At 66.3% G+C, this 25,807-nt stretch carries 26 protein-coding genes and 1 tRNA gene; 11 read left to right on the forward strand and 16 right to left on the reverse strand.

The genetic code is table 11. From position 1 onward, the window contains the following. Positions 1-89 precede the first annotated feature (89 nt). Entirely contained in the window at positions 90-1,097 is a 1,008-nt protein-coding gene (locus EBMC1_RS06545) for an NAD(P)H-dependent glycerol-3-phosphate dehydrogenase (RefSeq protein WP_003042372.1), read from the reverse strand. Next, positions 1,094-2,128 (reverse strand): tRNA (adenosine(37)-N6)-threonylcarbamoyltransferase complex transferase subunit TsaD, encoded by a 1,035-nt coding sequence (gene tsaD, locus EBMC1_RS06550; protein WP_003042375.1) that lies wholly within the window; start codon positions 2,126-2,128, stop codon positions 1,094-1,096. The genes EBMC1_RS06545 and tsaD overlap by 4 nt, the downstream gene beginning before the upstream one ends. 115 nt (positions 2,129-2,243) lie before the next feature. Between tsaD and hemC the strand changes: the two genes are divergently transcribed. The 5 genes from hemC to EBMC1_RS06575 are packed head-to-tail and all read left to right on the forward strand — an operon-like array spanning position 2,244 to position 7,200. Next, entirely contained in the window at positions 2,244-3,197 is a 954-nt protein-coding gene (gene hemC, locus EBMC1_RS06555) for a hydroxymethylbilane synthase (protein ID WP_003042378.1), read from the forward strand. Continuing rightward, positions 3,194-3,901 carry a uroporphyrinogen-III synthase gene (locus EBMC1_RS06560; protein ID WP_003042381.1) on the forward strand — a complete coding sequence of 236 codons (708 nt, stop codon included), beginning with the start codon at positions 3,194-3,196 and terminating at the stop codon, positions 3,899-3,901. The genes hemC and EBMC1_RS06560 overlap by 4 nt, the downstream gene beginning before the upstream one ends. A gap of 1 nt (position 3,902) precedes the next feature. Continuing rightward, entirely contained in the window at positions 3,903-4,814 is a 912-nt protein-coding gene (locus EBMC1_RS06565) for a mitofilin family membrane protein (protein WP_003042382.1), read from the forward strand. 45 nt (positions 4,815-4,859) lie between these two features. Continuing rightward, positions 4,860-6,062 carry an acyl-CoA dehydrogenase gene (locus tag EBMC1_RS06570; RefSeq protein ID WP_003042386.1) on the forward strand — a complete coding sequence of 401 codons (1,203 nt, stop codon included), beginning with the start codon at positions 4,860-4,862 and terminating at the stop codon, positions 6,060-6,062. A gap of 19 nt (positions 6,063-6,081) precedes the next feature. After that, positions 6,082-7,200 (forward strand): CaiB/BaiF CoA transferase family protein, encoded by a 1,119-nt coding sequence (locus EBMC1_RS06575; RefSeq protein ID WP_003042388.1) that lies wholly within the window; start codon positions 6,082-6,084, stop codon positions 7,198-7,200. Between the two features lie 87 nt (positions 7,201-7,287). Here the strand turns inward: EBMC1_RS06575 and EBMC1_RS06580 are convergent, their stop codons facing one another. After that, complete coding sequence (locus EBMC1_RS06580) at positions 7,288-9,630, reverse strand: TonB-dependent receptor (protein ID WP_003042391.1); 2,343 nt, start codon at positions 9,628-9,630, stop codon at positions 7,288-7,290. Between the two features lie 206 nt (positions 9,631-9,836). Here EBMC1_RS06580 and EBMC1_RS06585 point away from each other — a divergent pair, with 206 nt between their 5' ends. Both EBMC1_RS06585 and EBMC1_RS06590 read left to right on the forward strand, forming a co-directional pair. Continuing rightward, entirely contained in the window at positions 9,837-10,502 is a 666-nt protein-coding gene (locus tag EBMC1_RS06585; protein WP_003042393.1) for a TetR/AcrR family transcriptional regulator, read from the forward strand. Positions 10,503-10,614: 112 nt separating this feature from the next. Further along, on the forward strand, positions 10,615-11,127 hold the full coding sequence (locus EBMC1_RS06590) for a DUF1993 family protein (RefSeq protein ID WP_003042396.1): 513 nt from the start codon (positions 10,615-10,617) through the stop codon (positions 11,125-11,127). 40 nt (positions 11,128-11,167) lie between these two features. On the opposite strand, the gene metW is transcribed toward EBMC1_RS06590, so the two are convergent. Then, the gene (metW, locus tag EBMC1_RS06595) at positions 11,168-11,755 is read right to left on the reverse strand and encodes a methionine biosynthesis protein MetW (RefSeq protein WP_003042398.1); all 588 of its coding nucleotides are present in this window, start codon (positions 11,753-11,755) and stop codon (positions 11,168-11,170) included. A gap of 2 nt (positions 11,756-11,757) precedes the next feature. Beyond that, positions 11,758-12,879: a homoserine O-acetyltransferase MetX gene (gene metX, locus EBMC1_RS06600; RefSeq protein ID WP_003042405.1), complete on the reverse strand. Its 1,122-nt coding sequence runs from the start codon at positions 12,877-12,879 to the stop codon at positions 11,758-11,760. A 79-nt stretch (positions 12,880-12,958) separates the two neighbouring features. Between metX and hisC the strand changes: the two genes are divergently transcribed. Together hisC and EBMC1_RS06610 are read left to right on the forward strand one after the other, a co-directional pair. After that, positions 12,959-14,077: a histidinol-phosphate transaminase gene (gene hisC / locus EBMC1_RS06605; RefSeq protein ID WP_003042407.1), complete on the forward strand. Its 1,119-nt coding sequence runs from the start codon at positions 12,959-12,961 to the stop codon at positions 14,075-14,077. A gap of 5 nt (positions 14,078-14,082) precedes the next feature. Continuing rightward, positions 14,083-14,991 (forward strand): prephenate/arogenate dehydrogenase family protein, encoded by a 909-nt coding sequence (locus EBMC1_RS06610; RefSeq protein WP_003042410.1) that lies wholly within the window; start codon positions 14,083-14,085, stop codon positions 14,989-14,991. Positions 14,992-15,029: 38 nt separating this feature from the next. On the opposite strand, the gene EBMC1_RS06615 is transcribed toward EBMC1_RS06610, so the two are convergent. Genes EBMC1_RS06615 through ftsE form a run of 4 tightly spaced genes read right to left on the reverse strand, consistent with a single transcriptional unit; the run spans position 15,030 to position 17,931 of the window. Beyond that, positions 15,030-15,761 carry a lysophospholipid acyltransferase family protein gene (locus EBMC1_RS06615; RefSeq protein WP_003042413.1) on the reverse strand — a complete coding sequence of 244 codons (732 nt, stop codon included), beginning with the start codon at positions 15,759-15,761 and terminating at the stop codon, positions 15,030-15,032. Then, complete coding sequence (locus EBMC1_RS06620; RefSeq protein ID WP_003042416.1) at positions 15,758-16,288, reverse strand: YdcF family protein; 531 nt, start codon at positions 16,286-16,288, stop codon at positions 15,758-15,760. Before EBMC1_RS06620 ends, EBMC1_RS06615 begins: the two co-directional genes overlap by 4 nt. Beyond that, positions 16,285-17,190, reverse strand: a complete 906-nt coding sequence (locus EBMC1_RS06625) for a cell division protein FtsX (RefSeq protein WP_003042420.1) — start codon at positions 17,188-17,190, stop codon at positions 16,285-16,287. Before EBMC1_RS06625 ends, EBMC1_RS06620 begins: the two co-directional genes overlap by 4 nt. 12 nt (positions 17,191-17,202) lie before the next feature. After that, positions 17,203-17,931 carry a cell division ATP-binding protein FtsE gene (gene ftsE / locus EBMC1_RS06630; RefSeq protein ID WP_003042422.1) on the reverse strand — a complete coding sequence of 243 codons (729 nt, stop codon included), beginning with the start codon at positions 17,929-17,931 and terminating at the stop codon, positions 17,203-17,205. 205 nt (positions 17,932-18,136) lie between these two features. On the opposite strand from ftsE, the gene EBMC1_RS06635 reads away from it, so the two are divergent. Then, positions 18,137-18,934: a zinc-ribbon domain-containing protein gene (locus EBMC1_RS06635; protein WP_003042424.1), complete on the forward strand. Its 798-nt coding sequence runs from the start codon at positions 18,137-18,139 to the stop codon at positions 18,932-18,934. 31 nt (positions 18,935-18,965) lie between these two features. On the opposite strand, the gene EBMC1_RS06640 is transcribed toward EBMC1_RS06635, so the two are convergent. Next, complete coding sequence (locus EBMC1_RS06640) at positions 18,966-20,030, reverse strand: YeiH family protein (protein WP_003042427.1); 1,065 nt, start codon at positions 20,028-20,030, stop codon at positions 18,966-18,968. Between the two features lie 118 nt (positions 20,031-20,148). Between EBMC1_RS06640 and EBMC1_RS06645 the strand changes: the two genes are divergently transcribed. Beyond that, positions 20,149-20,225, forward strand: a tRNA-Arg gene (locus EBMC1_RS06645). On the opposite strand, the gene EBMC1_RS18060 is transcribed toward EBMC1_RS06645, so the two are convergent. The 6 genes from EBMC1_RS18060 to EBMC1_RS06680 form a co-directional block, all read right to left on the reverse strand. Then, positions 20,196-21,839 (reverse strand): recombinase family protein, encoded by a 1,644-nt coding sequence (locus EBMC1_RS18060; RefSeq protein ID WP_003042430.1) that lies wholly within the window; start codon positions 21,837-21,839, stop codon positions 20,196-20,198. The two genes, EBMC1_RS06645 and EBMC1_RS18060, sit on opposite strands and share 30 nt — an antisense overlap. 174 nt (positions 21,840-22,013) lie before the next feature. Continuing rightward, positions 22,014-22,454 carry a recombinase family protein gene (locus tag EBMC1_RS06660; protein WP_003042433.1) on the reverse strand — a complete coding sequence of 147 codons (441 nt, stop codon included), beginning with the start codon at positions 22,452-22,454 and terminating at the stop codon, positions 22,014-22,016. Between the two features lie 3 nt (positions 22,455-22,457). Next, positions 22,458-22,658: a hypothetical protein gene (locus tag EBMC1_RS18320; protein ID WP_156000995.1), complete on the reverse strand. Its 201-nt coding sequence runs from the start codon at positions 22,656-22,658 to the stop codon at positions 22,458-22,460. A 125-nt stretch (positions 22,659-22,783) separates the two neighbouring features. Continuing rightward, on the reverse strand, positions 22,784-24,577 hold the full coding sequence (locus EBMC1_RS17775) for a hypothetical protein (RefSeq protein WP_003042436.1): 1,794 nt from the start codon (positions 24,575-24,577) through the stop codon (positions 22,784-22,786). Further along, positions 24,574-24,906: a hypothetical protein gene (locus EBMC1_RS06675; RefSeq protein ID WP_003042439.1), complete on the reverse strand. Its 333-nt coding sequence runs from the start codon at positions 24,904-24,906 to the stop codon at positions 24,574-24,576. Before EBMC1_RS06675 ends, EBMC1_RS17775 begins: the two co-directional genes overlap by 4 nt. Beyond that, positions 24,906-25,595: a hypothetical protein gene (locus EBMC1_RS06680; RefSeq protein ID WP_003042443.1), complete on the reverse strand. Its 690-nt coding sequence runs from the start codon at positions 25,593-25,595 to the stop codon at positions 24,906-24,908. Before EBMC1_RS06680 ends, EBMC1_RS06675 begins: the two co-directional genes overlap by 1 nt. Between the last annotated feature and the right edge of the window lie 212 nt (positions 25,596-25,807).

Raw genomic sequence — 25,807 nt, forward strand, 5'->3', positions numbered from 1 at the left:
ACGCCCCTTCTGCTGCTCCCCTGTGCGCTGTTTAGCGCGCGAAAAAGGGCGAGGCAATCCGGGCAATTCAGGCAATCGGCAGCGGTGCATCATCGGCCCTCGGGTCGCAGCGGGCGGCTGAGCAGGGCCTGAATGGCGTCGGCAACGCGCGTTTCGCCCGCGACGAGCCGCGCCACCGCGTCGGTGATCGGCATGTCGATCGCATCGGCGCGTGCGGCGGCGGCGATCACCGGGGCGCTGAACGCGCCTTCGGCAACGGTGCGGCGGTCGGCCATCAGGGCCGCTGCGCTCTCGCCGCGCCCCAGCCCTTGGCCGAGCGCGAAATTGCGCGAGTTGGATGATGTGCAGGTAAGGACGAGATCGCCGAGCCCGGCGAGTCCGGCGAGCGTTTCGGCCAGTGCCCCGCGCGCGAGCCCGAAGCGCGTCATCTCGGCAAAGCCGCGGCTGATCAGCGCGGCGCGCGCGTTGAGCCCCAGCCCGGCCCCGTCGACGATGCCGCAGGCGATGGCGAGGACATTCTTGATCGCGCCGCCGATTTCGGCGCCGATCATGTCGGTCGACACATAAGGACGAAAATGCGGGCGGGCGAGCGCGCGGGCGAGCCCCTCGGCGAGCGCGGGGTTTTCGGCAGCGAGCGTGATCGCGGTCGGCAGCCCCGCTGCGACCTCGTGCGCGAAGGTCGGCCCCGACAGCACGGCGAAGCCGCGGCCGGGAAAGATTTCGCGCGCGATGTCGACCGGGAAGTCGAAGCTGCCCGCCTCCATCCCCTTGCTGCAGAAGATCAGCGGCGCATCGCCTGCGGGCAGCACCGCGAGCACGGCGCGCAGATAGGGCACCGGCACGACGACGAGCAGCGCGTCCAGCCCCGAAAGCGCGCCAAGGTCGCTCGTTGCCGTGAGCGAAGGCGACAGCGCCGCACCGGGCAGGAACAGCGGATTGCGATGCTCGGCGTTGATCGCCGCCACGACGTCTTCCTCGCGCGCCCACAGGCGCACCGGTGCGCCCTCGGCGGCGAGAAGCTGGGCGAGTGCGGTGCCCCAGGCGCCGCCGCCGACGACGCCGAACTTTTCAAATGACGTCATGCTGTCGCGCGTCATGCCTTTACTCCGGCGCCGCGCACGGTTTCGGCGGCGGGATCGAGCGGCCAGCGCGGCCGCGCCGCCGTGTCGAGCGGATCGCTGAGCCCCGCGGCGAAGCGCTCGACGCCCGCCCAGGCGATCATCGCGCCATTGTCGGTGCAGAGCCACAGCGGCGGCGCGACAAACGGCTTGTCGAACGCGGCGGCGAGGCCGGTGAGCGCGGCGCGGATCGCACCATTGGCAGCGACGCCGCCCGCGACGACAAAGGCGGTGGCTTCGGGGCAGGCGGCGAGTGCGATGCGGCTGCGATCGATCAGGCAGTCGACGACCGCTTGCTGGAAAGACGCGGCTACGTCTGCGGGACGGTGCGCGCCCGATGCGACCGCGCGCGCCACGGCGCTCTTGAGACCGGCGAAGGAGAAATGCGGTTCGGCGCTACCGACCAGCGGGCGGGGGAGCGGCACCGCATGCGGATCGCCGTCCGCCGCAAGCCGTTCGACCGCCGGACCGCCCGGATAGCCGAGCCCGAGCAGCTTTGCGGTCTTGTCGAAGGCCTCGCCCGCGGCGTCGTCGATCGTGGTGGCAAGCCGCCGATAATCGTCGACACCGCGCACGAGCAGAAGCTGGCAGTGCCCGCCGGAGACGAGCAGCAGCAGATAGGGAAAGCGAAGGTCGGGGTCGGCGAGCCGCGGGCTGAGCGCATGGCCTTCGAGATGGTTGATCGCGATCAGCGGCTTGCCCGCGGCATGGGCGAGCGCCTTGCCGGTGACCAGCCCGACCATGACGCCGCCGATCAGCCCGGGGCCGGCGGTCGCGGCGATGGCATCGACGTCGGCGAGCGTCACCCCGGCATCGGCGAGCACGCCTTCGACGATCGGGGCGAGGCGGTCGACATGCGCGCGCGCCGCGATTTCGGGAACGACGCCGCCATAGGGCCGGTGCTCGGCCTCCTGTCCCGCGACCCGATGCGCGAGGATGCGCCTGTCGTCGGTGACGAGCGCTGCCGCGGTTTCGTCGCAGCTCGATTCGAGGCCAAGGATGAGAGACATAATGTTGCGCCCCCTTACCCGTGCCAGGGGGGCGGGGGCAAGCGGCGGACGATCGAGTCCCTGCAAGACCGTGCGCCACCTTTTCTTTCGCGCGCCGAAGCCCTAGCAGGCGCGCATGGCATCGATTCCGCTTCCCACGCCCGACCGCCCGCTCCGCCTCGGTACGCGCGCCTCGCCGCTGGCAATGGCGCAGGCCAATATGGCCGCCGCGGCGCTGATCGCCGCCTATGGCATCGCGCCCGAGGCGATCGAAATCGTTCCGATGACCGCCACCGGCGACAAGATCCAGGACCGCGCGCTCGCCGAGGTAGGCGGTAAGGCGCTGTGGACGCGCGAACTCGACGCGGCGCTCGACGGCGGGCGGATCGACATCGCCGTGCACAGTCTGAAGGATGTCGAGACGCTGCGCGATCCGCGCTTCGCGCTCGGCGCCATGCTCGAACGCGCCGACCCGCGCGACCGGCTGGTGGTTCGCGACGGGATCGCGGCTGCGGCGATCGCCGACCTGCCGCACGGCGCGCGGCTGGGCACGAGCAGCCCGCGCCGCGCCGCGCAGGTCCGCCGCCTGCGTCCTGACCTCGAAACGACGCTGCTGCGCGGCAATGTCGCGACGCGGCTTGGCAAGCTGGCGGCGGGGGAGGTTGATGCGACCCTGCTCGCCGCGGCGGGGCTCGAACGGCTTGGCATGCATGCGGTCGGAACCGTGCAGCCGGCGGAGATACTCTTGCCCGCCGCGTCGCAGGGCGCGATCGGTATCGAATGCCGCGCCGACGATGCGGCCACGCTGGCGCTGCTGCGCGGAGTCGATCACGAACCCACCCACCGCGCGGTTGCGGCCGAACGCGCGTTTCTGGCGGCGCTCGGCGGCGATTGCCGGTCGCCGGTCGCGGCCTATGCGCGCCGGCTGGCCGACGGGACGCTGCGCCTCGACGCCGAAATCTATTCCGAAGATGGCGCCGACCATGCGATCGGCGAGACGCTGGTGCCCGATCCGGCCGCGGCCGAAGCGCTGGCGCGGCGTCTGCTGGTCGAAGCGCCCGAATCGGTGCGGCGCCTGTTCGCGGCATGACCGAATCGCTGCCGCTGCTCGTGACGCGCGCCGACCCCGGCGGCGCGGCGACGGTGGCGCGGGCGCGGGCGCTGGGGCTCGATGCGCGCAGCATGCCGCTGTTCGCCGCGCGCGCGATCGACTGGACCTTGCCCGATCCCGCGGGTTTCGACGCACTGCTTGTCACGAGCGCGCAGGCGATGCGGCTGGCCGGACCCGGTTTGCAGGCGCTTGCCGCGCTGCCCGTTCATGCCGTGGGCGCCGCGAGCGCTGCAGCCGCGGAAGCGGCGGGCCTGCGCGTCGCGGAAGTCGGTACGCGCGATGGCCAACAGCTTCTTGATGGCATGACGTCAAGAAATTATCGCCATATCCTGTGGCTTTGCGGCCGCGATCATAGCGTGCTGGCGGCGCGCGATGCTGCGTTGACCCCGCTGCCCTGCTATGCGGTCGATCCCGTCGAGCTGCCCGCCGATTGGGCCGCGCTGATCGCTGCGCCGGCGGTGCTGCTCGCCCATTCGGGGCGCGGTGCGGACCGGATCGCGGCGCTGACCGAAGGGCAACGCGGGCATTTGACGCTTGTCGCGATAAGCCCCGCTGTGGCAGCAAGGGCCGGGGGGGATTGGCAGGCGATCGCGCTTGCCGACCGGCCCGACGATGCGGCGATGGTGGCACAGGCCCGCGCTTTGTGCCACAAGAGCCCCAGACAGGGTCGTGCGAAAGAATAATATGGCAATCGAAAACGACAAACCCGTGCGTATGGACGATGGCGTCCGCAGCAGGGGGCTATCGTTCCGGACGTTGATAATTGCGGCGCTCGCGCTGCTCGTGGTCGGGATCGTCGGCGGCGGCTGGGCGATGAGCCGGCTGCTGACCGGCAAGGATGTGCCGCCGGTCGCCAAGGTCGCCGATGTCCCCGCGACCGGCACCGCGCCGGCCGCGGCGCCCGCCGGAGCCGCACCCGATGCGGGGCAGAGCGGGCAGCCGGCGCTGGTCGTCGCGCCTGTCGATGGCGCGAACGCGCTGGCGGCGCGCGTGGCCGAGCTGGAACAGCGGCTGTCGCGCCTCAATCTCGAAGCGGCGTCGGCGTCGGGCAATGCCTCGCGCGCCGAAGGGCTGCTGGTCGCCTTCGCGGTGCGCCGTGCGCTCGATCGCGGTCTGCCGCTCGGCTATCTCGAGGCGCAACTGCGCCTGCGCTTCGGCGACGACCAGCCCAATGCGGTCAAGACGATCATCGATACGTCGCGCGACCCGGTGACGCTGGAGCAGTTGCGCGCCGAACTCGACGCGCTGGCGCCCGAACTCGTCGGCCGCAGCGACGGCGATGGCAGCTTCTGGACCGGCCTGCGCCGCGAGGTCAGCGAATTGTTCGTTGTCCGTCCGGCGGGCACCCAGTCGCCGCGCGCCTCCGAACGGCTCGACCGCGCGCGCCGCTATCTGGCGGGCGGGCAGGTCGACAAGGCGATCGAGGAGGTGCAGGCGATGCCCGGCGCCGCCGAAGCGAAGGACTGGCTGATCGCGGCGCGCCGCTATCATGAGGCGCGGCGCGCGCTTGACCTGATCGAGACCGCGGCGATATTGGAGCCGCGCGACGGACCGACCGCCGCGATGGCCCGCAAGCCGGGCGATCCGACCTCCTGAGCGGGCCTGTATCGACGGGTCCGCGCTTTTGAAGAAAGCTGACCCATGGCCCTCGCCGATCCGCAGCGCATCGAAGCGCTCGACCCGTTCGATCCTCTCGCGCTCGACGCGCAGCTTTCGGAAGAGGAGCGGATGGTCCGCGATGCGGCGCGCGCCTATGCGACCGGCGAGCTGTTGCCCCGCGTCACCTCGGCCTTTCTCGACGAACGCTTCGACCGCGAGATCATGTCGGAAATGGGCGCGCTCGGCCTGCTCGGCGCGACGATCGACCCCAAATATGGCGGCGCGGGGCTCAATTATGTGAGCTACGGCCTGATCGCGCGCGAAGTCGAGCGCGTCGATTCGGGCTATCGCTCGGCCTGTTCGGTGCAAAGCTCGCTCGTGATGCACCCGATCAATGCCTATGGCAGCGAAGAGCAGAAGATGCGCTTCCTGCCCGGCCTCGCCTCGGGCGAGCTTGTCGGCTGCTTCGGCCTGACCGAACCCGACGCCGGCAGCGACCCCGCCGGGATGCGCACGCGCGCCGAAAAGATCGCGGGCGGATACCGGATCAAGGGCGCGAAGATGTGGATCACCAATTCGCCGATCGCCGACGTCTTCGTCGTGTGGGCGAAGTCCGACGCGCACGACGGCGCGATCCGCGGCTTCATCCTCGAAAAGGGCATGAAGGGCCTGTCGGCACCGAAGATCGAGGGCAAGGTCAGCTTGCGCGCGTCGATCACCGGCGAGATCGTGATGGACGGGGTCGAAGTCGGCGAAGACGCGCTGTTGCCGCATGTCTCGGGGCTGAAGGGGCCGTTCGGCTGCCTCAACCGCGCGCGGTACGGCATCGGCTGGGGCGCGATGGGCGCGGCCGAATTCTGCTATGAGGCGGCGCGCAATTATACGCTCGACCGCAAGCAGTTCGGGCGCCCGCTGGCGGCGAACCAGATCGTCCAGCTCAAGCTTGCCAATATGCTCACCGAAATCGCGCTCGGCACCCAGGCGGCGCTGCGCGTCGGCCGGCTGATCGACGAAGGGCATCTCGCGCCCGACATGATCAGCTTTCTGAAGCGCAACAATTGCGGCAAGGCGCTCGATATCGCGCGGGTGGCGCGCGACATGCACGGCGGCAACGGCATCTCGGCCGATTATCATGTGATCCGCCACGCGGTGAATCTGGAAACCGTCAACACCTATGAAGGCACGCACGACGTTCACGCGCTGATCCTCGGCCGTGCGATCACCGGCATCAGCGCCTTTGCCTGAGGCATCGTCGCCGGCGCCGGTGGCCAAGCCCCTCGCGGGACTGCGCGTCGTCGAACTGGCGCGCGTGCTCGCGGGGCCGTGGAGCGGGCAACTGCTCGCCGACCTCGGCGCCGAGGTGGTGAAGGTCGAGCGTCCCGGTGCGGGCGACGATACGCGCCAGTGGGGCCCGCCCTTCGTCACCGGCGCGGCGGGCGAAAATCTGGGTGCGGCTTATTATCACAGCTGCAATCGCGGCAAGCGCAGCGTCGCCATCGACATCGCGACCGCCGAGGGGCAGGGCGCGGTGCGCGCGTTGATCGCCGAAGCCGATGTCGTCATCGAAAATTACAAGGTCGGCGGACTCGTCAAATATGCGCTCGACCCTGCGACGCTGCGCGCCGATTTCCCGCGTCTGATCGTCTGTTCGATCACCGGCTTCGGCCAGACCGGCCCCTATGCGCACCGCGCCGGTTACGATTTCATCGTCCAAGCGATGAGCGGCTTCATGTCGCTGACCGGTGAACCCGACGGGCCGCCGCAAAAGGCGGGGATCGCCTATGCCGACATCTTCACCGGCATGTATGCGACCGTGGGCATATTGGCGGCGCTGCGGCGTCGTGACGCCACGGGGGCGGGCGCGCATGTCGATATGGCACTGCTCGACAGCCAGGTCGCGGTGCTCGCCAATCAGGCCGCCAATTATCTGGCGAGCGGCGTCGCGCCCAAGCGGATGGGCAATGCCCATGTCAATGTCGTGCCCTATCAGCTGTTCGCGACCGCCGACGGTCAGCTCGTCATCGCGGTGGGCAATGACAGCCAGTATCGCAAGCTGTGCGCGATCCTCGGCGCACCCGAATGGGCCGAAGACCTGCGCTTCGTGACCAATGCGGCGCGGCTCGCCAATCGCGCCGCGCTCATTCCGCTGCTCGCCGCAAGGATCGCGACGTGGGACGCGCAGCCGCTTTCGCTCGCGCTCGAAGCCGAGGGCGTTCCGGCGGGGCCGATCAACGATCTGGCGGCGGTGTTCGCCGATCCGCAGGTCATGGCGCGCGGCATGCGCATCCGGCCCGACGGCGCCTTTATCGACGGCGTGGCGAGTCCGATCGTGATCGATGGCGAGCGCATGGTTGCCGCCACCGGCGCGCCGCCGCTGCCCTGAACCGCCGAGCCTCTGTCCGGCGACCAAAAGAAAAGGGGCGCCGCAGCGGGCGCCCCTTTCCGTTTGTTTTGGCTGTTCGTCGGCAGGTCAGAATTTGACCGTGCCGGTGACGAAGACCTGGCGCGGGTTGCCGTAGAAGGCGGTCAAAATGCCTTCGAGGCCGAGCGTCGAGGCGCCCGCCGCATTCTGATAATTATAGCCCGACGTGATGTAGCGCTTGTCGGCCAGATTCTTGCCATGGAGGCCGATCGAATAATTGCCGCTGTCGGCGGTCCAGACGAGGCTGGCATCCCACAGCGTGTAGCCCGGCTGGTCGAGCGCGGGGATCGGCACTTCGAACTGGTGCGTCAGGCTGCGATAGGACAGCGTCGTCGATGCGTCGATATTGCCGCCCATCGCCGGAATGCCCGCGGCGAGCGTGCCCGACACCGTCCATTTCGGCGTGTTCTGGAAGGTCCGGATATTCGAGACGTCGGTCCCGGTGGGGCCGATGAAGCGCTTGTACTTGGCGTCGATATAGCCGAGCGATCCGTTGAAGCGGATGGCCGAACCGGCGCCGGCAAAATCGCGCGCAAGCACTGCATTGGTTTCGGCCTCGACCCCCTGGAGGCGCGCCTTGGCGGCGTTGGTGGTGATGCCGCAGAAGCTCTGCACCCCGCCGACGAGGCAGCCGACCGACCCCGGAATCTGCACATCTTTATAGTCCATGTAGAAACCTGCGAGGCTGAGCGTCAGGCGGCGATCGAGCAGCGATCCCTTGTAGCCGATTTCATAGCTGTCGACCTTTTCGGGGTCGAAGGCGAGGAAGTTGTAGATATCGTCATAGGTGCGGCCCGCCGACGGGTTGCTGATCGGCGCCGAGGTGCCCGAACCGCGCGGATCGAAACCACCGCCCTTGAAGCCCTTCGAATAGGAGGCATAGACCATATTGTCCGCATTGGGCTTGAAGCTCAGCGAGGCGCGCGGGGTGAATTCCTTGAAGGTGCGCTCGCCGCGGAAATTGGTCGCCACCGCGATGGCGATCGGGGTCAGCGTGCCGCCGAACTCCGGCGACAGGCCGGTGATGCGGTTCGCCTTGTAGACAAAGGCGTTGCGATTGTCGCTCGTGTAGCGACCGCCGACCGACAGGCTGAGCTGATCGGTGAAATCATAGGTGAAATCGCCGAACACCGACCAGGTCTTGGTCCGCACGTCGCCCGCCGTATAGCCGTTGAGGCCGGGCAGCGGCCCGCCGAACGCCGGCGGCAGCGCGGCGCCCGTCAGGCCGAGCAACACGTCGAACGACGTCGCGGCCTGCGCATCGAGATAATAGAAGCCGAGGAGGCCCTTCAGCTTGTCGCCTTCATAAAGCAGCTGGAATTCCTGGCTGATTTGCTCGTTGCGGTAGACCGCGGGCACGTCGACGTCGACCGACGGCAGCGAGTCGAAGTCGATCGGGGTGAAGCTGCGGTCCTTGCGCCACGCGCTGATCGAACGCAGCGTAAGCGTATCGGTGAGATTTGCCGTGACATTCATCGCCAGGCCATAGGCCCGGACGTCCTGCTTCGGATCGTTGAGCCCGGCGCGGGTGTCATAGACATTGTCGAGCACCGGCGCGCCCGAGAAGAGGCCCGGGATCAGGCGGTGGCCGTTGCGCGGCGATGATTTGTCGTGGGTATAGTCGCCCGAGATGCGGATAAGCACCGGCGCACCATTGCCGCCGAATTCCAGCGTGCCGCGGCCGGCCCACACATCCTTGTTGTAGTTTTCGAGGCCGGGGATGTTGAGATTGTCGCCGAAGCCGCCGCGCGACAGGCGCGCGACCGACCCGCCGACGCGCAGCATGTCGTTGATCGGCACGCTGGCGGTGACGACCAGATCGGCCTGATTATAACTGCCATAGGTGCCGCGGATGCGCAGCTCGGGCGAATCGGGGTTGAGCGCGCGCGTCACATATTTGACCGCGCCGCCGATCGTGTTGCGGCCATAGAGCGTGCCCTGCGGGCCCCGCAGCACCTCGATCCGCTCGACGTCGTAGATGTCGAGCACCGCTGCCTGCGGGCGGTTAAGATAGACGTCGTCAAGGTAGATGCCGATGCCCGCTTCGAAGCCGGGGACCGGATCCTGCTGGCCGACGCCGCGGATGAAGGCGGTGAGCGTCGAATTGGTCCCGCGCGAATTTTCGAGCGTGGTGTTCGGCGTCATGTTCGCGACATCGGTGATGTCGATCGCGCCGCGCGTTTCAAGCGCTTCGCCCGAAATGGCGGTGACCGCGACGGGAACGTCGATCAGCCGTTCGTCGCGCCGGCGGGCGGTGACGATGATCTCCGCACTGTCGTCGGCGGAGTTGGCGCCTTCGTCCTGAGCGAAGGCAGCAGGGGTGAAAGCGATCATCGAGAGCGCGGTCGAGGCCAGAACGGCACGACGCAGCGGGCGAGCGAAGGAACGCATGATGTGTCTCCCATGTGACGGGTGACCCCTCGTCACCCTTTGCGTTTTTTTGGGCCGGTCCTTGCCAAGCCGCGCCGCACCCAATAATGAAACCTGAACCAAGTTTCAACTTGGAAGTTGTGAAGGCTATATTTTGCCCTCCGGTGATGCAAAAAGGCCACGCAAGGGGGCCGCCGGACTTTCGGGGCGGAGAGGGAAGGCACAAGATGGATCAGCCGCGATCATCGGCACCACCGGGCGAAGGGGGCGCAGGCCCCGTCGATACGGCGGCGCCGGGCAATCCCGACAAGGCGCCGCGCACCGAACGCGGGCGGCGCACGCTGCGCAAGCTGCTCGACGCCGCGGCGATCGAATTCGGCGAGCGCGGGTTTCACGACGCGTCGATCAGCGGCATCACGCGCCGCGCCGGAACCGCGCTGGGCAGCTTCTACACCTATTTCGATTCGAAAGAGGAAATCTTCCAGGCGCTCGTCCGCTATATGAGCGAGCAACTCCGCGACCATGTCACTCCGCTGGTGCAGGCGGCGCCCGACGAAATCGCCGCCGAACGTGTCGGCCTTGAATCCTTTCTGCGCTTCGTGCGCGAGCACAAGGAAATCTATCGCATCATCGATGAGGCCGAATTCGTCGATTACGCCAGCTATCGCCGCCACTATGAAACCACGGTCGAACGTATGCGCCAGCGGCTGGAAAATGGCGCAGCGCGGGGCGAAATCCGCGCCGACGCGGGCGAGGTCCACGCCTGGGCCATCGCCGGCATGAACGTCTTTCTGGGCATGCGCTATGGCCTGTGGGACGAAAGCGCCGACATCGCCGACGTCGCCCGGATCGCCAACGACATGCTGGCGAACGGGCTCAGGAAGAAGGATTGATGCGGACTGGCGACGGCAATATTCGCCGAAAACAATGACATTGCCGGGCGTTGCGATTGACGGCCCGCGCCGATGTTCTAGCGTCTGGCACCGTTCGCCATAAAGGATCGTCATGACTTACGCGCAATCCGCCCGGATGACCTTCGCCAACATGCTGGGCACGCTCGATCACCTCGCCGGCAAGGCCATCGATGCCGGAGTGTCCGATGACGTGCTCGCGGACAAATTGACCGACGACATGTTTCCGCTCGAACTGCAGTTCCGAGTTGCCCTCAATCAGGTGGTGTTGGCGCTCAATCAAGTCGGCGGACAGGCGCTACCGCTCGAAGAGGTAGCCTACCGGTCGCTCGCCGAGGTGCGCCAACGAATTTCTGCGATTCGCTTGCTGGTCGAACAAACCGGCCCTGCCGAATGGGCCGACGCCGATGCCCTCGTCGACCTGACCTTGCCCAATGGCGTGCGCTTCCTGATGTCGGCGGAGGAAGACATCCGCGACTGGATCCTTCCGAACTTCTACTTTCATGTCACGATAGCCTATGCCTTGCTGCGCAATGCGGGTTTGGTCATCGGAAAGATGGATTTCATACCCCATATGGCGCGCTACAGGGCATCGACAGCGGAATAGAAAGAATGTCCCGGGCTTCTTGATGCCGCGCCTTCGCGGCTCAGACGCGCGAGATCAGGAAGATCGCATGTTCGGCGCGCCAGGTTGCGGCGGCGGCGCTGGTCGGCTTGTCACCCGACAGATACCAGGCCGCTTCGACGCCGATCCCGCGTGCGCGCACCAGGTCGCGAAAATCGGCGACGGTGACATGGTGGATGTTCGGCGTTTCATACCATGCGACGGGCAGCAGGCGCGTCACCGGCATCCGCCCGTTCCACAAGAGCGCGAGCCGCACGCGCCAATGCGCGAAATTGGGAAAGCTGACGAAGGCGCGCGGGGCGATGCGCAGCAGTTCGGCAATGACGCGGTCGGGGCGCTCGGTCGTTTGCAGCGTCTGCGACAGGATCGCATAATCGAACGCATCGTCGGGATAGTCGGCAAGGTCGTGGTTTGCGTCGCCCTGCACCACCGATTGGCCGCGCGCGATCGCCGCGGTGACGTTGGCCGCATCGATTTCGAGTCCGCGCGCATCGACGCCCTTATCGCGGAGCGCCGCGATCAGGTCGCCGTCGCCGCAGCCGACGTCAAGGACGCGGGTGGCCGCCGGCACCGCGCCGGCGATGATCGCAAGGTCGGGACGCAGCGCCATGCTCAGCCGCCGTTCCGCAGCGCACCGGCGACGAGGCGGTCGAGCGCCGGGACGTCGAGCAGGAAGCTGTCGTGGCCGAACGGTGCCGACAGTTCGACGAAGCTTGCCGCCGCGCCGACGCTTTGCAGCGCCTGGACGACGCGGCGCGATTCGCTGGTCGGATAGAGCCAGTCGGTATCGAAGCTGACGAGCGTGAAGCGCACGTCGCGCGCCTTGGCGAATGCGCCGGCGAGCCGCCCATCGTACGGTTCGGCGAGGTCGAAATAGTCCATCGCGCGCGTGATGTAGAGATAGGCGTTGGCGTCAAAGCGGTCGGTAAAGGCCAGCCCCTGATGGCGCAGATAGGATTCGACCTGGAAATCGGCGTCGAAGCCGAAGCTCTTGGCATCGCGCGCCTGCAGCCGGCGGCCGAATTTTTCGGTCAGCCCGGCTTCGGACAAATAGGTGATGTGCGCCGCCATGCGCGCGACCGACAGCCCTTTGGTCGGGGCGCGGTCGCTGCCGTAATATTGGCCGTCCTGCCAGTCGGGATCGGCCATGATCGCCTGCCGCCCCACCTCGTGAAAGGCGATATTCTGCGCCGAATGGCGCGCGGCGCTTGCGATCACCACCGCGGACGCCAGCCGCTCGGGATAGGCCGCGGCCCAGCCGAGCGTCTGCATTCCGCCCATCGACCCGCCGATGACGGCATGAAGCCGCGCAATCCCCAGATGATCGAGCAGCATCGCCTGCGCGCGCACCATGTCGGCGATGGTGATGACGGGAAAAGCCATGCCGAGCGGCGCGCCGGTGGCCGCATCGGGGGTCGCCGGCCCGCTCGTCCCCATGCAACTGCCGAGGACGTTGGCGCAGAGGACGAAATAGCGGTCGGTGTCGACGGGCTTGCCGGGGCCGACCATGCGCGCCCACCAGCCCGGCTTGCCTGTCGCCGGGTGATCGCTCGCGACATATTGGTCGCCGGTCAGTGCGTGGCAGACGAGCACCGCGTTCGACCGGTCGGCGTTGAGCGTGCCATAGCTTTGATAGGCGATCGTTACCGACGGCAACGCCTGGCCGCTGTCGAGCGGCAGGGGCCGGTCGATCGTCACGCTCTGGTGCCGGATCTGGTGGAGGAGGCTCGCCATGCTTTCCGGGGCGCTAGGCCGGTGCGCGAAGGCTGTCAACGTACTGGACTCGGCGCGCACAGCCGTTAAACGGCGCCGCATGACCGGTGACAGCAAAACCCTCGCCCCCAAGCCGTGGATCAGCGGCATCGCCCCCTATGTGCCCGGCAAGTCGGCGGGCGCCGACGGCCGGCCGCTGATCAAGCTTTCGGCGAACGAAAATCCGCTCGGCACCGGGGACAAGGCGCGCGAAGCCTTTCGGGCGTCGCAGGCCGCCGCCGACGCGCTCTCGCGCTATCCCGATCCGGGCGCCGACGTGCTGCGCGCGGCAATTGCAGCGAAGTTCGGGCTCGATCCGGCGCGCGTCATCTGCGGCAACGGGTCGGACGAACTGCTCCATCTGGCGGCGGGCGTCTATGCCGGCGAAGGCGACGAAATCCTGTATGTCCGTTATGGCTTTGCAGTCTATGAAATCGCGGCTCGGCGGGTCGGCGCGGTGCCGGTCGAAGCCGACGATCGCGACTATGCGACCGATGTCGATGCGCTGCTCGCCGCGGTGACCGACAAGACGCGCGTCGTCTATCTCGCCAATCCGAACAATCCGACCGGGACGCTCGCGACGAAGGAAGAGGTCGCGCGTATCCACGCCGGCCTGCCCGGCGACGTGCTGTTCGTGATCGACCAGGCCTATGCCGAATATCTGGATGCCGATCAGGATGATGGCGGGCTCGAACTGGCGAAAAACGCGCCCAATGTCTTCGTCACGCGCACCTTTTCCAAGATCCACGGGCTGGCGGCCGAGCGGATCGGCTGGGGCTATGCGAGCGCCGAAGTGATTTCGGCGCTGCACCGTATTCGCCTGCCCTTCAACGTCACGCGCGCCGGACAGGCGGCGGCGGTCGCGGCGCTGGCCGATGATGATTTCGTCGCGCGCAGCCGCGCGCATAATGCGAAATGGCGCGCTTGGCTGGCGGGCGAGATCGAAAGCCTGGGTAACCACGGGCTGCGTATCGTCCCGTCGGCGACCAATTTCCTGCTCGTGCTGTTCGAAGGCGCGATCAGTGCCGAGACGGTCTACAACCGGCTGATGGAGGCGGGCTATATCGTCCGCTGGCTGCCCGGACAGGGCATCCCGCAGGCGCTGCGCATGACGATCGGCACCGAAGACGAGACGCGCGGGCTCGCGGCGGCAATCCGCGCCGCGATCGCCGCGGGCTGACCGGCATGGCGCGCGCGATCGGGTGGGTTGCGATCGTCGGGCTGGGCCTGATCGGATCGTCGGTGGCGCGCGCGATCAAGGCGAAGCTGCCCGATGTGGCGGTGACCGGCCATGATGCCGATCCCGATGTCCGCGCCGAAGCGCGGGCGCTCGGCTTTTGCGACGCGGTGAGCGACGATGCGGCGGAGGCGGTGGAGGGCGCCGATCTGGTGATTCTGGCGGTGCCGGTGGGGCGTATGGCGGAGGCCGCCGCGGCGATCGCGCCGGGCCTGTCCGCGCATGCGATCATTTCGGACGTCGGATCGTCGAAGGCGGGGGTCGGCGCCGCGCTGCGCGCCGCACTGCCCGATCATGTCGTCGTGCCCGCCCACCCGGTCGCGGGGACCGAGAACAGCGGCCCGGCCGCGGGCTTTGCGACGCTGTTCGACGGGCGGTGGTGCATCGTCACCCCGGCGCCGGACGCGCCCGCCGATGCGGTCGCCGCGGTGACGGGACTGTGGCAGGCGCTCGGCGCGAAGGTCGAGACGATGGACGCGGCGCATCACGACATGGTGCTGGCGGTGACAAGCCATCTGCCGCACCTGATCGCCTATACGATCGTCGGCACCGCCAGCGAGCTGGAGGAAGTGACCGAGAGCGAGGTCATCAAATATTCGGCGGGCGGTTTTCGCGATTTCACGCGCATCGCGGCGAGCGACCCGGTGATGTGGCGCGACGTGTTCCTTGCCAACCGCGACGCGGTGCTCGCGACGCTGCAGCGCTTCAACGAGGATCTGACGGCGCTCCAGCAGGCGATCCGTCGCGGCGACGGCGACCGGCTCGAGGATTGGTTCACGCGGACGCGGGCGATCCGCCGATCGATCATCGAGCAGGGTCAGGACGATGCAGCCGCCGATTTCGGGCGCAAACACTGACCGTCGCCCCCGCGAAGGCGGGGCGACGACCGTTATTCCTATTGCTCGGCCGGCCTTTCCAGCAGTGCTTCGGGCGGGTTGAGCGCGTTGATCGCGCGCCAGACGCGTTCTTCGGCTTCCTCGCGCGGCAGGCCGGCGGGGATGGTGTCGCCGATGCGATAGGTGATGGTTCCCGGCCATTTGACCCAGCGGTGCGGCGGATAGGCGATGCCGCTGTTGACGGCGACGGGGATCACGGGGACGCCCAGCATGCGATAGACGCCCGCGAAGCCCGACCGCAGCGGCGGCGCCTTGCCGTGCGGCACACGCGTGCCTTCGGCGAACAGCACGAGCGGGCGACCGATCGCAAGCGCCGCCTTGGCCGCGTTCAGCATCGCGCGCATCGCCTTGCCGCCGCCGTCGCGGTCGACCGGGATCAGCCCGTAAAAGCGCGCCGCCTGTCCCCAGACGGGGATCGAGAATAATTGTTCCTTGGCGAAGACCGCGGGCCATTTGAACAGCATCGGCTGTTCGATCGTCTCGAACGCGCCCTCATGCTTGAAGACATAGAGGACGGGGATGTCGGGCATCTCGCCCTCGACGATCACGCGGTGCCCCAGGATGAAGCGGCAGATCAGCCGGTGGAACTTCGCCCAGGTGCGCACGAACCCGCGCGTCGCATGGTGCGAGATCGGCAGCGTGACGATCGCGCCGATCGAGCAGATGCTGCTCATCAGGACGAAGGCGATCCAGAACAGGATCGAACGCACCAAGGCGATCGGATAGCTCACAGCCCGAGCAGGCCGCCCGCCAGACCGGCCAGATATTTGTGATATTCGCGAAACAGCGTCGAAAAGCTCGGCTGGCTGCGCACCGCATCGGGAAGGATCGTCACCTTCTTGTCCATCGCGCGGCCGAGTTCATATTCGGCGCGGCGCATGTGCCAGTCGGTGGTGACAAGCCGGATGCTCTTGTAGTTGCGCCGCGCAACCCAGCTCGCGACCTCGGTCGCGTTCGAGCGTGTATCCTCGGCTTCGAAGCCCAGCGCGACACAGCAATCGAACAGCTTTTGCGGTCGTTTATATTCGGCAGCGAGTTCCTTCGGCTTCACTTCGCGCGCGACGCCGCTGATCAGGAGCCGCTTGGCGCGCCCCGCCTCGAGCAGTTCCAGCCCGCGGTCGATCCGGCCGGGGCCGCCGGTCAGCACGACGATCGCGTCGGTCGTCTGGTCGCCCGCGGGCAGCGGCAAGAGCAGCGCGAACCACGCGAAGCCCAGCACCCAGGCCAGGAACAGGAGAGAGATCAGCCGTTTGATCATAAAATCTTCTTGAGCGCGGCGAGCAGGGTCTGCCGCGCCGTCAGTGCCGCGAGCGCGATAGCCAATAGCGGCAGCGCCAGCAAGAGCGCCCAGCCGATCGGCCCGAGCGACGCGGTCGCGGCAAGTCCCGATGTCACGCGCGACCATTGCCAGCCGATCAGCAACAGGATGGCGGCGGCCACCGCGGTACCGAGCGCGACACCATAAGCCGTATCGATCGTGATACGGCGCTGGAACAGGCGGGCGATCTGCTGGTCGGTGGCGCCGATCAGGTGCAGCATCTCGATCGTCGCATAATGGGTGCCCAGCGCGGCACGTGCCGTCATGATGACCACCGCGGCGCTGGCGAGCGTCATCAGGATAACGAGACCGCCCGCGATCCAGGCGAGCGAGCGGATCAGCCGCGCGACGGGGCCGAGCCAATCGGCATGCGGGATGACGCGCGCGCCCGGTGCCTCGCGGGCGACGAGCGCACGCAACTGGCCCATATGGCCCGACCGATCCTCGCCGACGAAATCGACATCGACGAGCGCCGGCATCGGCAGCGAGCGCAGCACCGGATCGTCGCCGTCGGCGGTGCCGAACCATTGGCCGAGCGTCGCCTGCAACTCGGCCGGATCGACCGCGCGCGCCGATCGCACGAAGGGTTGTGCAGCAGCCGCGCGGCGCAGCGCCGCCGCCTGCTCTGCGCGCAGCACGGGATTGGCGGTAACGATCTGCACCGTGACGCGCCCCGCGATTGCCTCGCCGATCCCATCCGCCGACCGCGCAAGGCCGACGCCGCCCGCGGCGGCCAGCAGGGTAAGCATCATCAGGATCGCGATGACCCACGGTGTCGGGCCCGACAGGCGGCGATCAGGAAGCAGGCGGCGATGCTGGACGGGAACGCGCGCGAAGATCATCGGCCTTCCATCCTAGGCACGGTTCGGCGGATAGCGCAGCGCGCCGGTGGGATCCGACAGCCGCCCCTTTTCGAGCCGCATCATCTGGGCATTGTCGATGCGGCTGATCAGATGGATGTCGTGGGTCGCGACGACGACCGTGGTGCCGAGGCGGTTGAGCGCCTCGAACAAGCCCAGCAGGCGCATCGCCATCTCGGGATCGACGTTACCCGTCGGCTCGTCGGCGACGAGCAGTTGCGGGCGGGCGATGACCGCGCGCGCGATCGCGACCCGCTGTTGCTCGCCGCCCGACAGTGTCGGCGGAAAGGCGTGCGCGCGTTCGCTCAGCCCGATCCAGCTCAGCATCTCGCCCACCGGGCCCGACAGATCCTCCTCGCTGACCCCGGCGATGCGCAGCGGCAGCGCGATATTGTCGCGCGCGCTCAAATGCGGGATCAGCCGGAAGTCCTGGAACACGACGCCGATGCGACGGCGAAAGCCGGGCAGGCGCTGGCGCGGCATCGTCCCCAGATCCTCGCCGAACAGGCGCACGATGCCGCGGCTCGGCCGCTGCGCGAGGTAAAGCATCTTGAGCAGCGAGGTCTTGCCCGCGCCCGACGCGCCGGTCAGGAAATAGAAGCTGCCGGGCTGAAGGTTGAAACTGATGTCGGACAATGTCTCGGCATCGGGCCCGTAACGCAGGCCGACGCCTTCGAATTCGACCATTGCGCCGCCGGGTCGGCCGGGGGTGGTCGCCGTCATGACGCCACCATCGCGTGCCGCGATGCGCCTTGGTGCCGGTCGAAAAGGGGCGCCCCGCCGCTCATGTCGCTGCCTGTCGCACGGCTGTTTCGCGAGGACAAGCGCCAAGCGTCGGCTTTTCGACCGGCGCCCGCCATGCCTTGCCGGCACACCCGGCGCACGCGGCGCTTGCAACACCGCGAATCAGCGTGTTTAGAGAGACCCCATGATCCTGTCCTGCCCGTCCTGCCATACGCGCTATGTCGTCCCCGACACGGCGATCGGACCCAATGGCCGAACGGTGCGCTGTGCCAGTTGCCGCCATAGCTGGTTCCAGGAACCCGCTGCAGCGGTCCCGGCGGCGCCCGTGCCTGCAGCGCCGCCGGACCCGGAGCCGGTTTCGGCGCCCGAGCCCGCGCCGTCCGCCCCCTCGTCTGTATACGCCGCGCCCGCAGTCGATCGCGAACCGGCCGCGCCGCCAGTGGTCGAAGAGTCCGCGCCGCCGCCGCCGCAGGCCTTTGCGGTGACCGAGGCCGAGCCGCGCGTCATTCCGGCCAGCGAGGCCGAGCCGCCGCTGCCCTTCCGCCGCGCCCGGCGCAATCCCGCCAAGCGCTGGACGATGATTGCCGCTGCCGCCGCGCTGCTGATGATCGGCGCGACCGGGGCGTTGTACTGGTTCGGCCTGCCCGGCTGGGCGCAGGGTCTAGGCATTCCGGGGATGACGGGCGAGCCCGATCTGGTGATCGAGCTGCCGCCCAACCAGGATCACCGCGAACTGCCCGACGGCACCATCTATTTCGCGGCGAGCGGGGTCATCATCAACCCGACCGATCGCGAACAGCGCGTACCGCCGATCCTCGCCGAACTGCGCGATGCGCAGGGAACGATCGTCTATAGCTGGACGATCAAGCCGCCGGTACGGATGCTGCCGCCCAACGAAAAGGTCAATTTCAGCGAGGCGAAGCTCGATATTCCGCGCCGCGCGACGCAATTGACCGTTAGCTGGGCGCTCCCGAAAGGCTGAGCCTCAGCTACACCGCCGTGACGTCACGGCGTCACAGGCTGACGGCGGCGGCAAGCGACAGCAGAAAGCTGGTCAGCGTTGCGACGATGATCGGCGCGAAGCTGCGCCACCCCTGATCGAGCAGCAGCGCAAGCCGTGCCTTCATCGCCGTCGCGACGATCGCGAGCAGCAGCAGCGCCTGCGCCCCGGTCGCCGCCGCGCCCTGCACCGGCTTCGGAATCGCGACGATCGAATTGATCGCGGCGATCAGCAGAAAGCCGGTGATGAACCACGGCAGGCGCAGCGGGATCTTGCGCTTTCCGGCGGGCGCATCGCCGGCGCGGCCGAGCCACACGGCGACGAGCATCAGCATGGGGGCGAGCAGCGCGACGCGGGTCAGCTTGACGATCGTCGCGACCTCTCCCGCTTGCGGCGAAAAGGAAAAGCCGCCGCCGATCGCCTGCGCGACGTCATGGATCGACGCGCCGATCAGAAAGCCGGCCTGCGTGTCGGTCAGACCGATTTCGGCGGCGAGAATGGGATAGAGCGACATGGCCAGCGCGCTCGCGACCGTGATGCCGACCAGCGTCAGCGTGAAGCGCGCCTGGTCGATGCGCTTGTCACCGATCAGCGAATAGAGCGCGAGCGCCGCCGACGCGCCGCAGATGGCGGTCGCGCCGCCCGCGAGCAGCGCGGCGTGACTGTCCTGCCGGAACAGTCGCGCGCTCGCGACGGTGATCAGGATGACCGCGAGCATGATGACGACGAGCAGCGCAAAGGGAAGCGGCCCCAGTTCGACGAGCTGTTCGGCGGTAATCCGGGCGCCGACGAGGACAATGCCGATCCGCAGCGCGGTCTGCGACATCAGGTCGAGCCCGGCGTGGGTGCGCTTGTCCTGCGACAGAAAACTCATCGCGAGGCCGATGAGCAGCCCCATCAGAACAAGCGGGGCGCCATAATGATCGGCGAGCCACGCAGCGGCGAGCGCCGCGATCGCGGTCGCAAAGGCGCCGGGGAAATAATCGTGCCACCGCCGCGCGGCCGGCGGCGTCGTTTCGAGTTGCAGTTCGCCATAAAGATCGGCGGCCATCGGCCAGCCCTGGTTCGTATCCGCCATCACCGTCCCCGCAGCGGCCGCCGCATCGCGACCCCGACGCCGCTTCGCATATCCGCGCCGCGCGGTCGATAGGCCATTGCTGGCAAGCGAAGCTCTTGCTAGAGGCCGCGCTCTACCGGCACCCGTAGCTCAGCTGGATAGAGCGCTGCCCTCCGAAGGCAGAGGTCACAGGTTCGAATCCTGTCGGGTGCACCATTTCCGTTCAGCTTTGGGCACTGGGGCCGTAGGCGTCTGCGAAGCGATCACTGCGCGCTCGAGAGCAGCGTTTCGCCCCATGATGCGGATTTCACGATCACCGACCTCCACTTGGTCCACCAGCAGGTGGACGTATTCTCGACGCACCTTTTTGTCGGGGCCGCGTAGCTTGCGATTCAGCAACTCGCCAAACTCTGCAACCACAGCAGGCGTTATCCGGCGATCGCTCGCGTCCAGTTGGCGTTCGAGCACGACAATGTCAGCTTTCGCGCTGACGCGCTGAGCGCGGATATTGGCCAACTCGGTCGCAACCTGTGGGTCATCGGGGCTGAGAACCTCGTTGCGCACGAGCTTGATGACTCGGGCACTCTCGCCCTCAAGCTGGGTCAACCGAGCGCGAAGACGCTTGAGGTCGGTCTCACGCTCAGCGACTGCTGTCGCTGAGCGATCGAGCCACGTCTGGAGCAAAGCGCTCAGTCGCTCAGGTTGAGTCAGATGCTCGGACACCGCGTTGACTACAATGTCATCGAGCGCTTCCATCGGAATGCGGCGGCCTGGGCAGGCGTCGGGCCCCTGTTTCACGCGCGCCGAACATGCGTAATAGCGATACCGACCGGACTTGCCGGTGCTGGTCATCATCCCGGCGCCGCAGCCATCGCCACCGCAGCCGCACGTGGCGCGCTCGGTTAGAAGATTGGTATTGGTCTTGACCGCGGCCTCTCCCATGCGAGGATCGCGATCGGCCATCTGTTTGCGGACGGCGTAGAATACGTCCTCGCTGACGACTGGAGGCACCGGGATCGGCACCCATTCGTTCTCGGGCCGGGCTTCGCCTGTGCGCGAATTGCGTCGGTTGAAGAGGACGTAACCGATGTAGGCGGTGTTCGTGAGAATTCCGTGGACGTTAGAGACACTAAAGCGCTTCCCCCGCAGCCGCTCGCCACGATCGTTGAGCAACTGTGCCAGCACCGTGAGGCCGATCGGACCTTCTGGAGTGCCATTGTGATAGGTGTCAAAGATCCACCGAATGAGATCGACTGTTTCGGGGTCATGCTCGAGCCTCTTGCGGTCCTTGCCCCCGTCCTGCGGCACAACGAACGTCCGGAAGCCGAGCGGTGGCGTCTGACCGTTCCAGTAGCCCCGCACCGCATTGGCGAGCATTGCGCGGCGCACATGCTTGGCGTTCTCGGCTGAATGATATTCGTCAAATATCGCCAACATCGCAACGGCCATATCGGAGGCGGGGTCGTCTCCGAAGTTCTGGGTGATCGAGAGGATTCTTACGCCGCGGCGCTTCAGGCGCTCGCGATATTGCATGAAGTCGAGCGCATTTCGGAAGCCGCGCGACAAGGAGTGAACGAGGACGATATCTGCCGGCCGGCCCTCGCTATCGACCATCGCAATCATTTCGCGGAAGGCGCGACGCTCGTCCGTGGTGGCACTGCCGGACTCGGAGAAGACCCGCACCCGCGTTGCCCCATTTTCCTCAATCCAGCGATCGGCGGTCGCGATCTGATCGGGGAGCGAAATATCGTTCTTCTCCTGCCGCGTGGTCGACACACGGGCATAAACGACGACCCGCTTGCCCTCAAACGATGTCCCTGCCGCTACCATGGCTCATTTCCTTTCGAGCAGGGCGGCGAATTCGCCGCCGAAAAGCCGGTCGATTAGTGCGACTTCGGCATCCAGTATCGCCCTCCGGTTCCGCTTCGTTTCACCTGTGGCCAGCACTGGCGATGATGGCGTCATTGCACCAACATTCCGTCCGGGCCACTCAGTGGGGGCCGGTCACTTGGGATTCTCCGCAGATTGATATTCATCAAATATCGCCATCATCGCAATGGCCATATCGGAGGCGGGGTCGTCTCCGAAGTTCTGGGCGATCGAGAGGATCCTGACGCCGCGGCGCTTCAGGCGTTCGCGATATAGCATGAAGTCGGTCGCATTTCGGAAGCCGCGCGACAAGGAGTGAACGAGGACGATATCTGCCGGCCGGCCCTCGCTATCGACCATCGCAATCATTTCGCGGAAGGCACGACGCTCGTCCGTGATGGCGCTGCCGGCCTCGGAGAAAACGCGCACCCGCGTTGCCCCATTTTCCTCAATCCAGCGATCGGCGGTCGCGATCTGATCGGGGAGCGAGATGTCGTTCTTCTGCTGCCGCGTGGTCGATACCCTCGCATAGACGACGACGCGCTTGCCCTCGAACGATGCCCCTGCTGCTATCATGATTCATTCCCTTTCGAACAGGGCGGCAATCTCGCACCCGAACAGCCGGTCGATCAGTGCGACCTCGGCATCCAATGTTGACCATGAATCGCCGAGGGCCGTCGTGACAAGCCTCTCTGTGCTTTTTGTTCGCGCGGCAGCCATCGAAGACAACGACTGCGTCGTGGCCGATGGTTGGTGAGAAGAGGAAGAAGACTGACCCATGCGTCGGTCGTGCCGATGTCAAGGTTCTGGCTCAGCGGGGGGCACTCGCGAATCTGGCGCAAGTGCTTCGCTGATCGCGGATGCTGTATGGCTAGCTGCCGCCGATTAGAGCGGCACCCAGACTGTTACGGCTTCTTCTTCGTGCGGAGTAGTCGCGCCCACATTGGATCCGTTGATAGTGGCGATACGCGCTGCCCTTCAAACTGAGCGCCCATAGAGGCCGCGGTAAAAGGCGTCATTCCAATCAGAGATCCCGGAAGCGGCGATTTTCGATTGTGGCCAATTGCTCCGTGATGCGCCTTGATCCCGTGTTGTTTGGCGAGCTTGGCCAAGATTTCTGGTGGTGTCCCTGAGGGGCGTTGCCGTAAGGGAAGCGAATTGCCGTGCAGCGCTTTGCTGTGTTCGCGCACAGCCACTTTCTCAAGCTTAAGATACTGTGCGATATCGTCGCCGACATCATCGAGCCACAGATGCGCCTGACTGCGCGCAGAATAACCGAGCTCGCCGGGTTTCGGCAGCCCGCCTATCTCCGCGAGAGCTTTCTCTTGAAGCGAAAGACCAGACTTGGCGCCTAAATGGTTGTCAATCGTCAACGGCTCGATCTGCTTGGGGAGCCACTCCTCAAACCGAAACTCCTTCTTTTCTGCCTTCGACAGAACCTCGCCCAGCAATGCCTTGGCGGCGGGCCGACTCGCTTCGGCGGTCCAGCGGAACCGGATGGCTGTGATGGCGCGGGCCACGGGGTTCGCCTTACGGAAGTTAGTCGCAACGGGCAATTGGGGGCCGGAAGGTCGGTAACACCGATTCCATTCGCGGGCGGTTTCGGCTATCTCGAGCAGCCGCACCGCGGCGTTAAGCCGCCAGGCGACCCCCCAGAATATGCTGGTTCGCCGCGGTTGGATCGAGCTTCCTTTCCCCTTGCGGGGTTCGGGCAGAAATTGCGGGTGCGCTGCAAAACCGGCGCGCAGGGAATTCGCCTCAACTTCCGTTGAGGGTGCAATATCGATGCCCTCTAGCTCGCCTGCGACGAGCGCAATATGCGACGCTGCTGTCTGCACCCACGCCTCCATGGCTGGGATGTCTTCAGCCTCGATAATGCTATCTGGCAGCCCGAGTGCCAGCGTTTGGAACGGGGCGTAGCTGATGGCGCGACTGGCGGCGACCGTCTTCCCCGGTCCGAAACTGGTGCCGACGCGGTCGAGCAGCTTCTTGGTGGTGAGTTCGGTTTCGCCATCGAACGCACACTCGACGAGGCCGGCATGGTTCATGGCCGTGCGGGCCAGCTCCGCATACAAAACGGCTGTATGGAATGGAGGGAGATAATCAGCTTCCTCATCACGCCACATCTTGCGCACCATTTTGGGCCAAGGGTAACTGACAATGTCAGGGTCATATGTGAGTGCCGCTTTGAAGTTCTTGGCCAGAACCAGCCGGAACAAGTCGGGGTCGTGCCGACGCAGCTCATCAAACCATAGGGCGAGATCACGGGGTGGGTGACCGATCAGAGTCATCAAATAGCGCGATGACGGGCAGATGCCATGGCAGTTTGAAACGAGATACGGATTGTCACCGATCGGATCGCCCGCGTCGCTTGGCCGGACGAGGCTTTGCCGCCATATGCCAGCGAGCAGTTCCTGGACGGTCATGCCCACGTCCAAGATGGGCAGCATGTTAGGCGGCAGTTGCGAGTCATCGAGCAGATGGCGATGAGCTATACGGGCCATGCCTGTCCCGTCTGTATCAGGTTTGGTGGTTGCGTTCATGATAGCTCGGCTCGAAGCAAACGGGGCCGATCTGTCACCACCTCGCCGAAGCGGCTCCCAATAGTCCCAACCGCGACGCACGGCGCAGCCGGCATCAATCGCGGGGTCGATGCCCGCCTGCTGCACGTTGTTTATGAGGTCGGAGATATAGCTCATGTGGTGCTCGATTCTCCGTCTATATGGAGCAGAGAAGGTAAATTCCGGATTTCGGCGCGCAGGGCTTTCAGCTCCTGTCCGATGATCGCGTCTTGATCTGCAAGCCATTGCTCCTGCGCCCCGAGCAAGGCTTCAAGATTGGCAGCATGCGTCGCGATGTAGTCCCAAATCTTAGACGCATCTTGTTGGTTGGTTTCCAGTTCGGCTTCGGCTCGCTGGATGACCTCGATTTCGATCTCGATAATCTCGACGAGGTGGGCGTAGTCGCTGAACCGCTGGTAACGGTCGCCGACGCTGATGTCGCGGGGCTGGTCAAGGATATCCGTCATCACACCGTCTCTTCGCCAAGGACCGGCGCGCCAGCATCGTCGTCATTCTGGTCGGTCGGGTTCAGGCTTGTCGCCGAAGGCAGCACCTCGTCGGCGAGCCGCGGGTTGCCGCCGTGCCTGGCAATCCAATCATGCGCCTCGCCGCGATTCATCCGAACCGGCGGTTCGACATCTTGCGCCGCGGTGATGCGCGTGATGAGAAAGCCCTGGCCGCGGGTCGGCGGCTTCTTACGCCAGGTTTCATGCTCGGGATGCTCGCGCTGCCAAGCCGCGAACGATGCGTTCTCTGACGCATAGTCGCGCCTAGCGCGCTCAAGAAGAAACGTGTCGCCCTTGACGGTCCAGTCGGAGAGGTTTGCCGCAACCGCGGCAACCTCGATCGCGAGGTTGGAGGCTCCCGGCATCCCTTCGGCGAACGGCGCAAGCGCCTGCACATAGTCTTGGAACGGAAGCCCACGCAGGTACACGCGCGCTGATGCCATTTCCCCGTTATAGCCCGCCTCTCGATCGAGCCAGGCAAGCGACATCCGGTGCCATGTCTCACTCTTCGTGGTAGACGAGAGCAGGCGCCCCTTGGCCGTCCGGGCGGCGCGCTTTAAGCTCGCGAGCTTTTCCTCCAGCTTCTTCTGGGCGGCGAGTGCTTCCTCATACTCGCGCCGGCGGCGCATCTCTTCGCGGTCATAATCCAAGTCATTTCTCCTCGTTCGTGATCGAACGGGAGGGGTATGGATAGTGCAACGCCGCCGCTCAGCGGGGGGCACTCGCATCCGCTATGAAATCGCTGCGCCGGAGATCGGCCATGACTGCGCAATTGTTGACGTGCTCACTCAACATAATTCCCGGATGTTCAGCATCCGAATGGAGTGCTCCCCGCCGAAGAAGTGGCCGCGGAGTGACAGAT

This window comes from Sphingopyxis sp. MC1, assembly GCF_000371385.1.
Taxonomy (GTDB): Bacteria; Pseudomonadota; Alphaproteobacteria; order Sphingomonadales; family Sphingomonadaceae; genus Sphingopyxis; species Sphingopyxis terrae.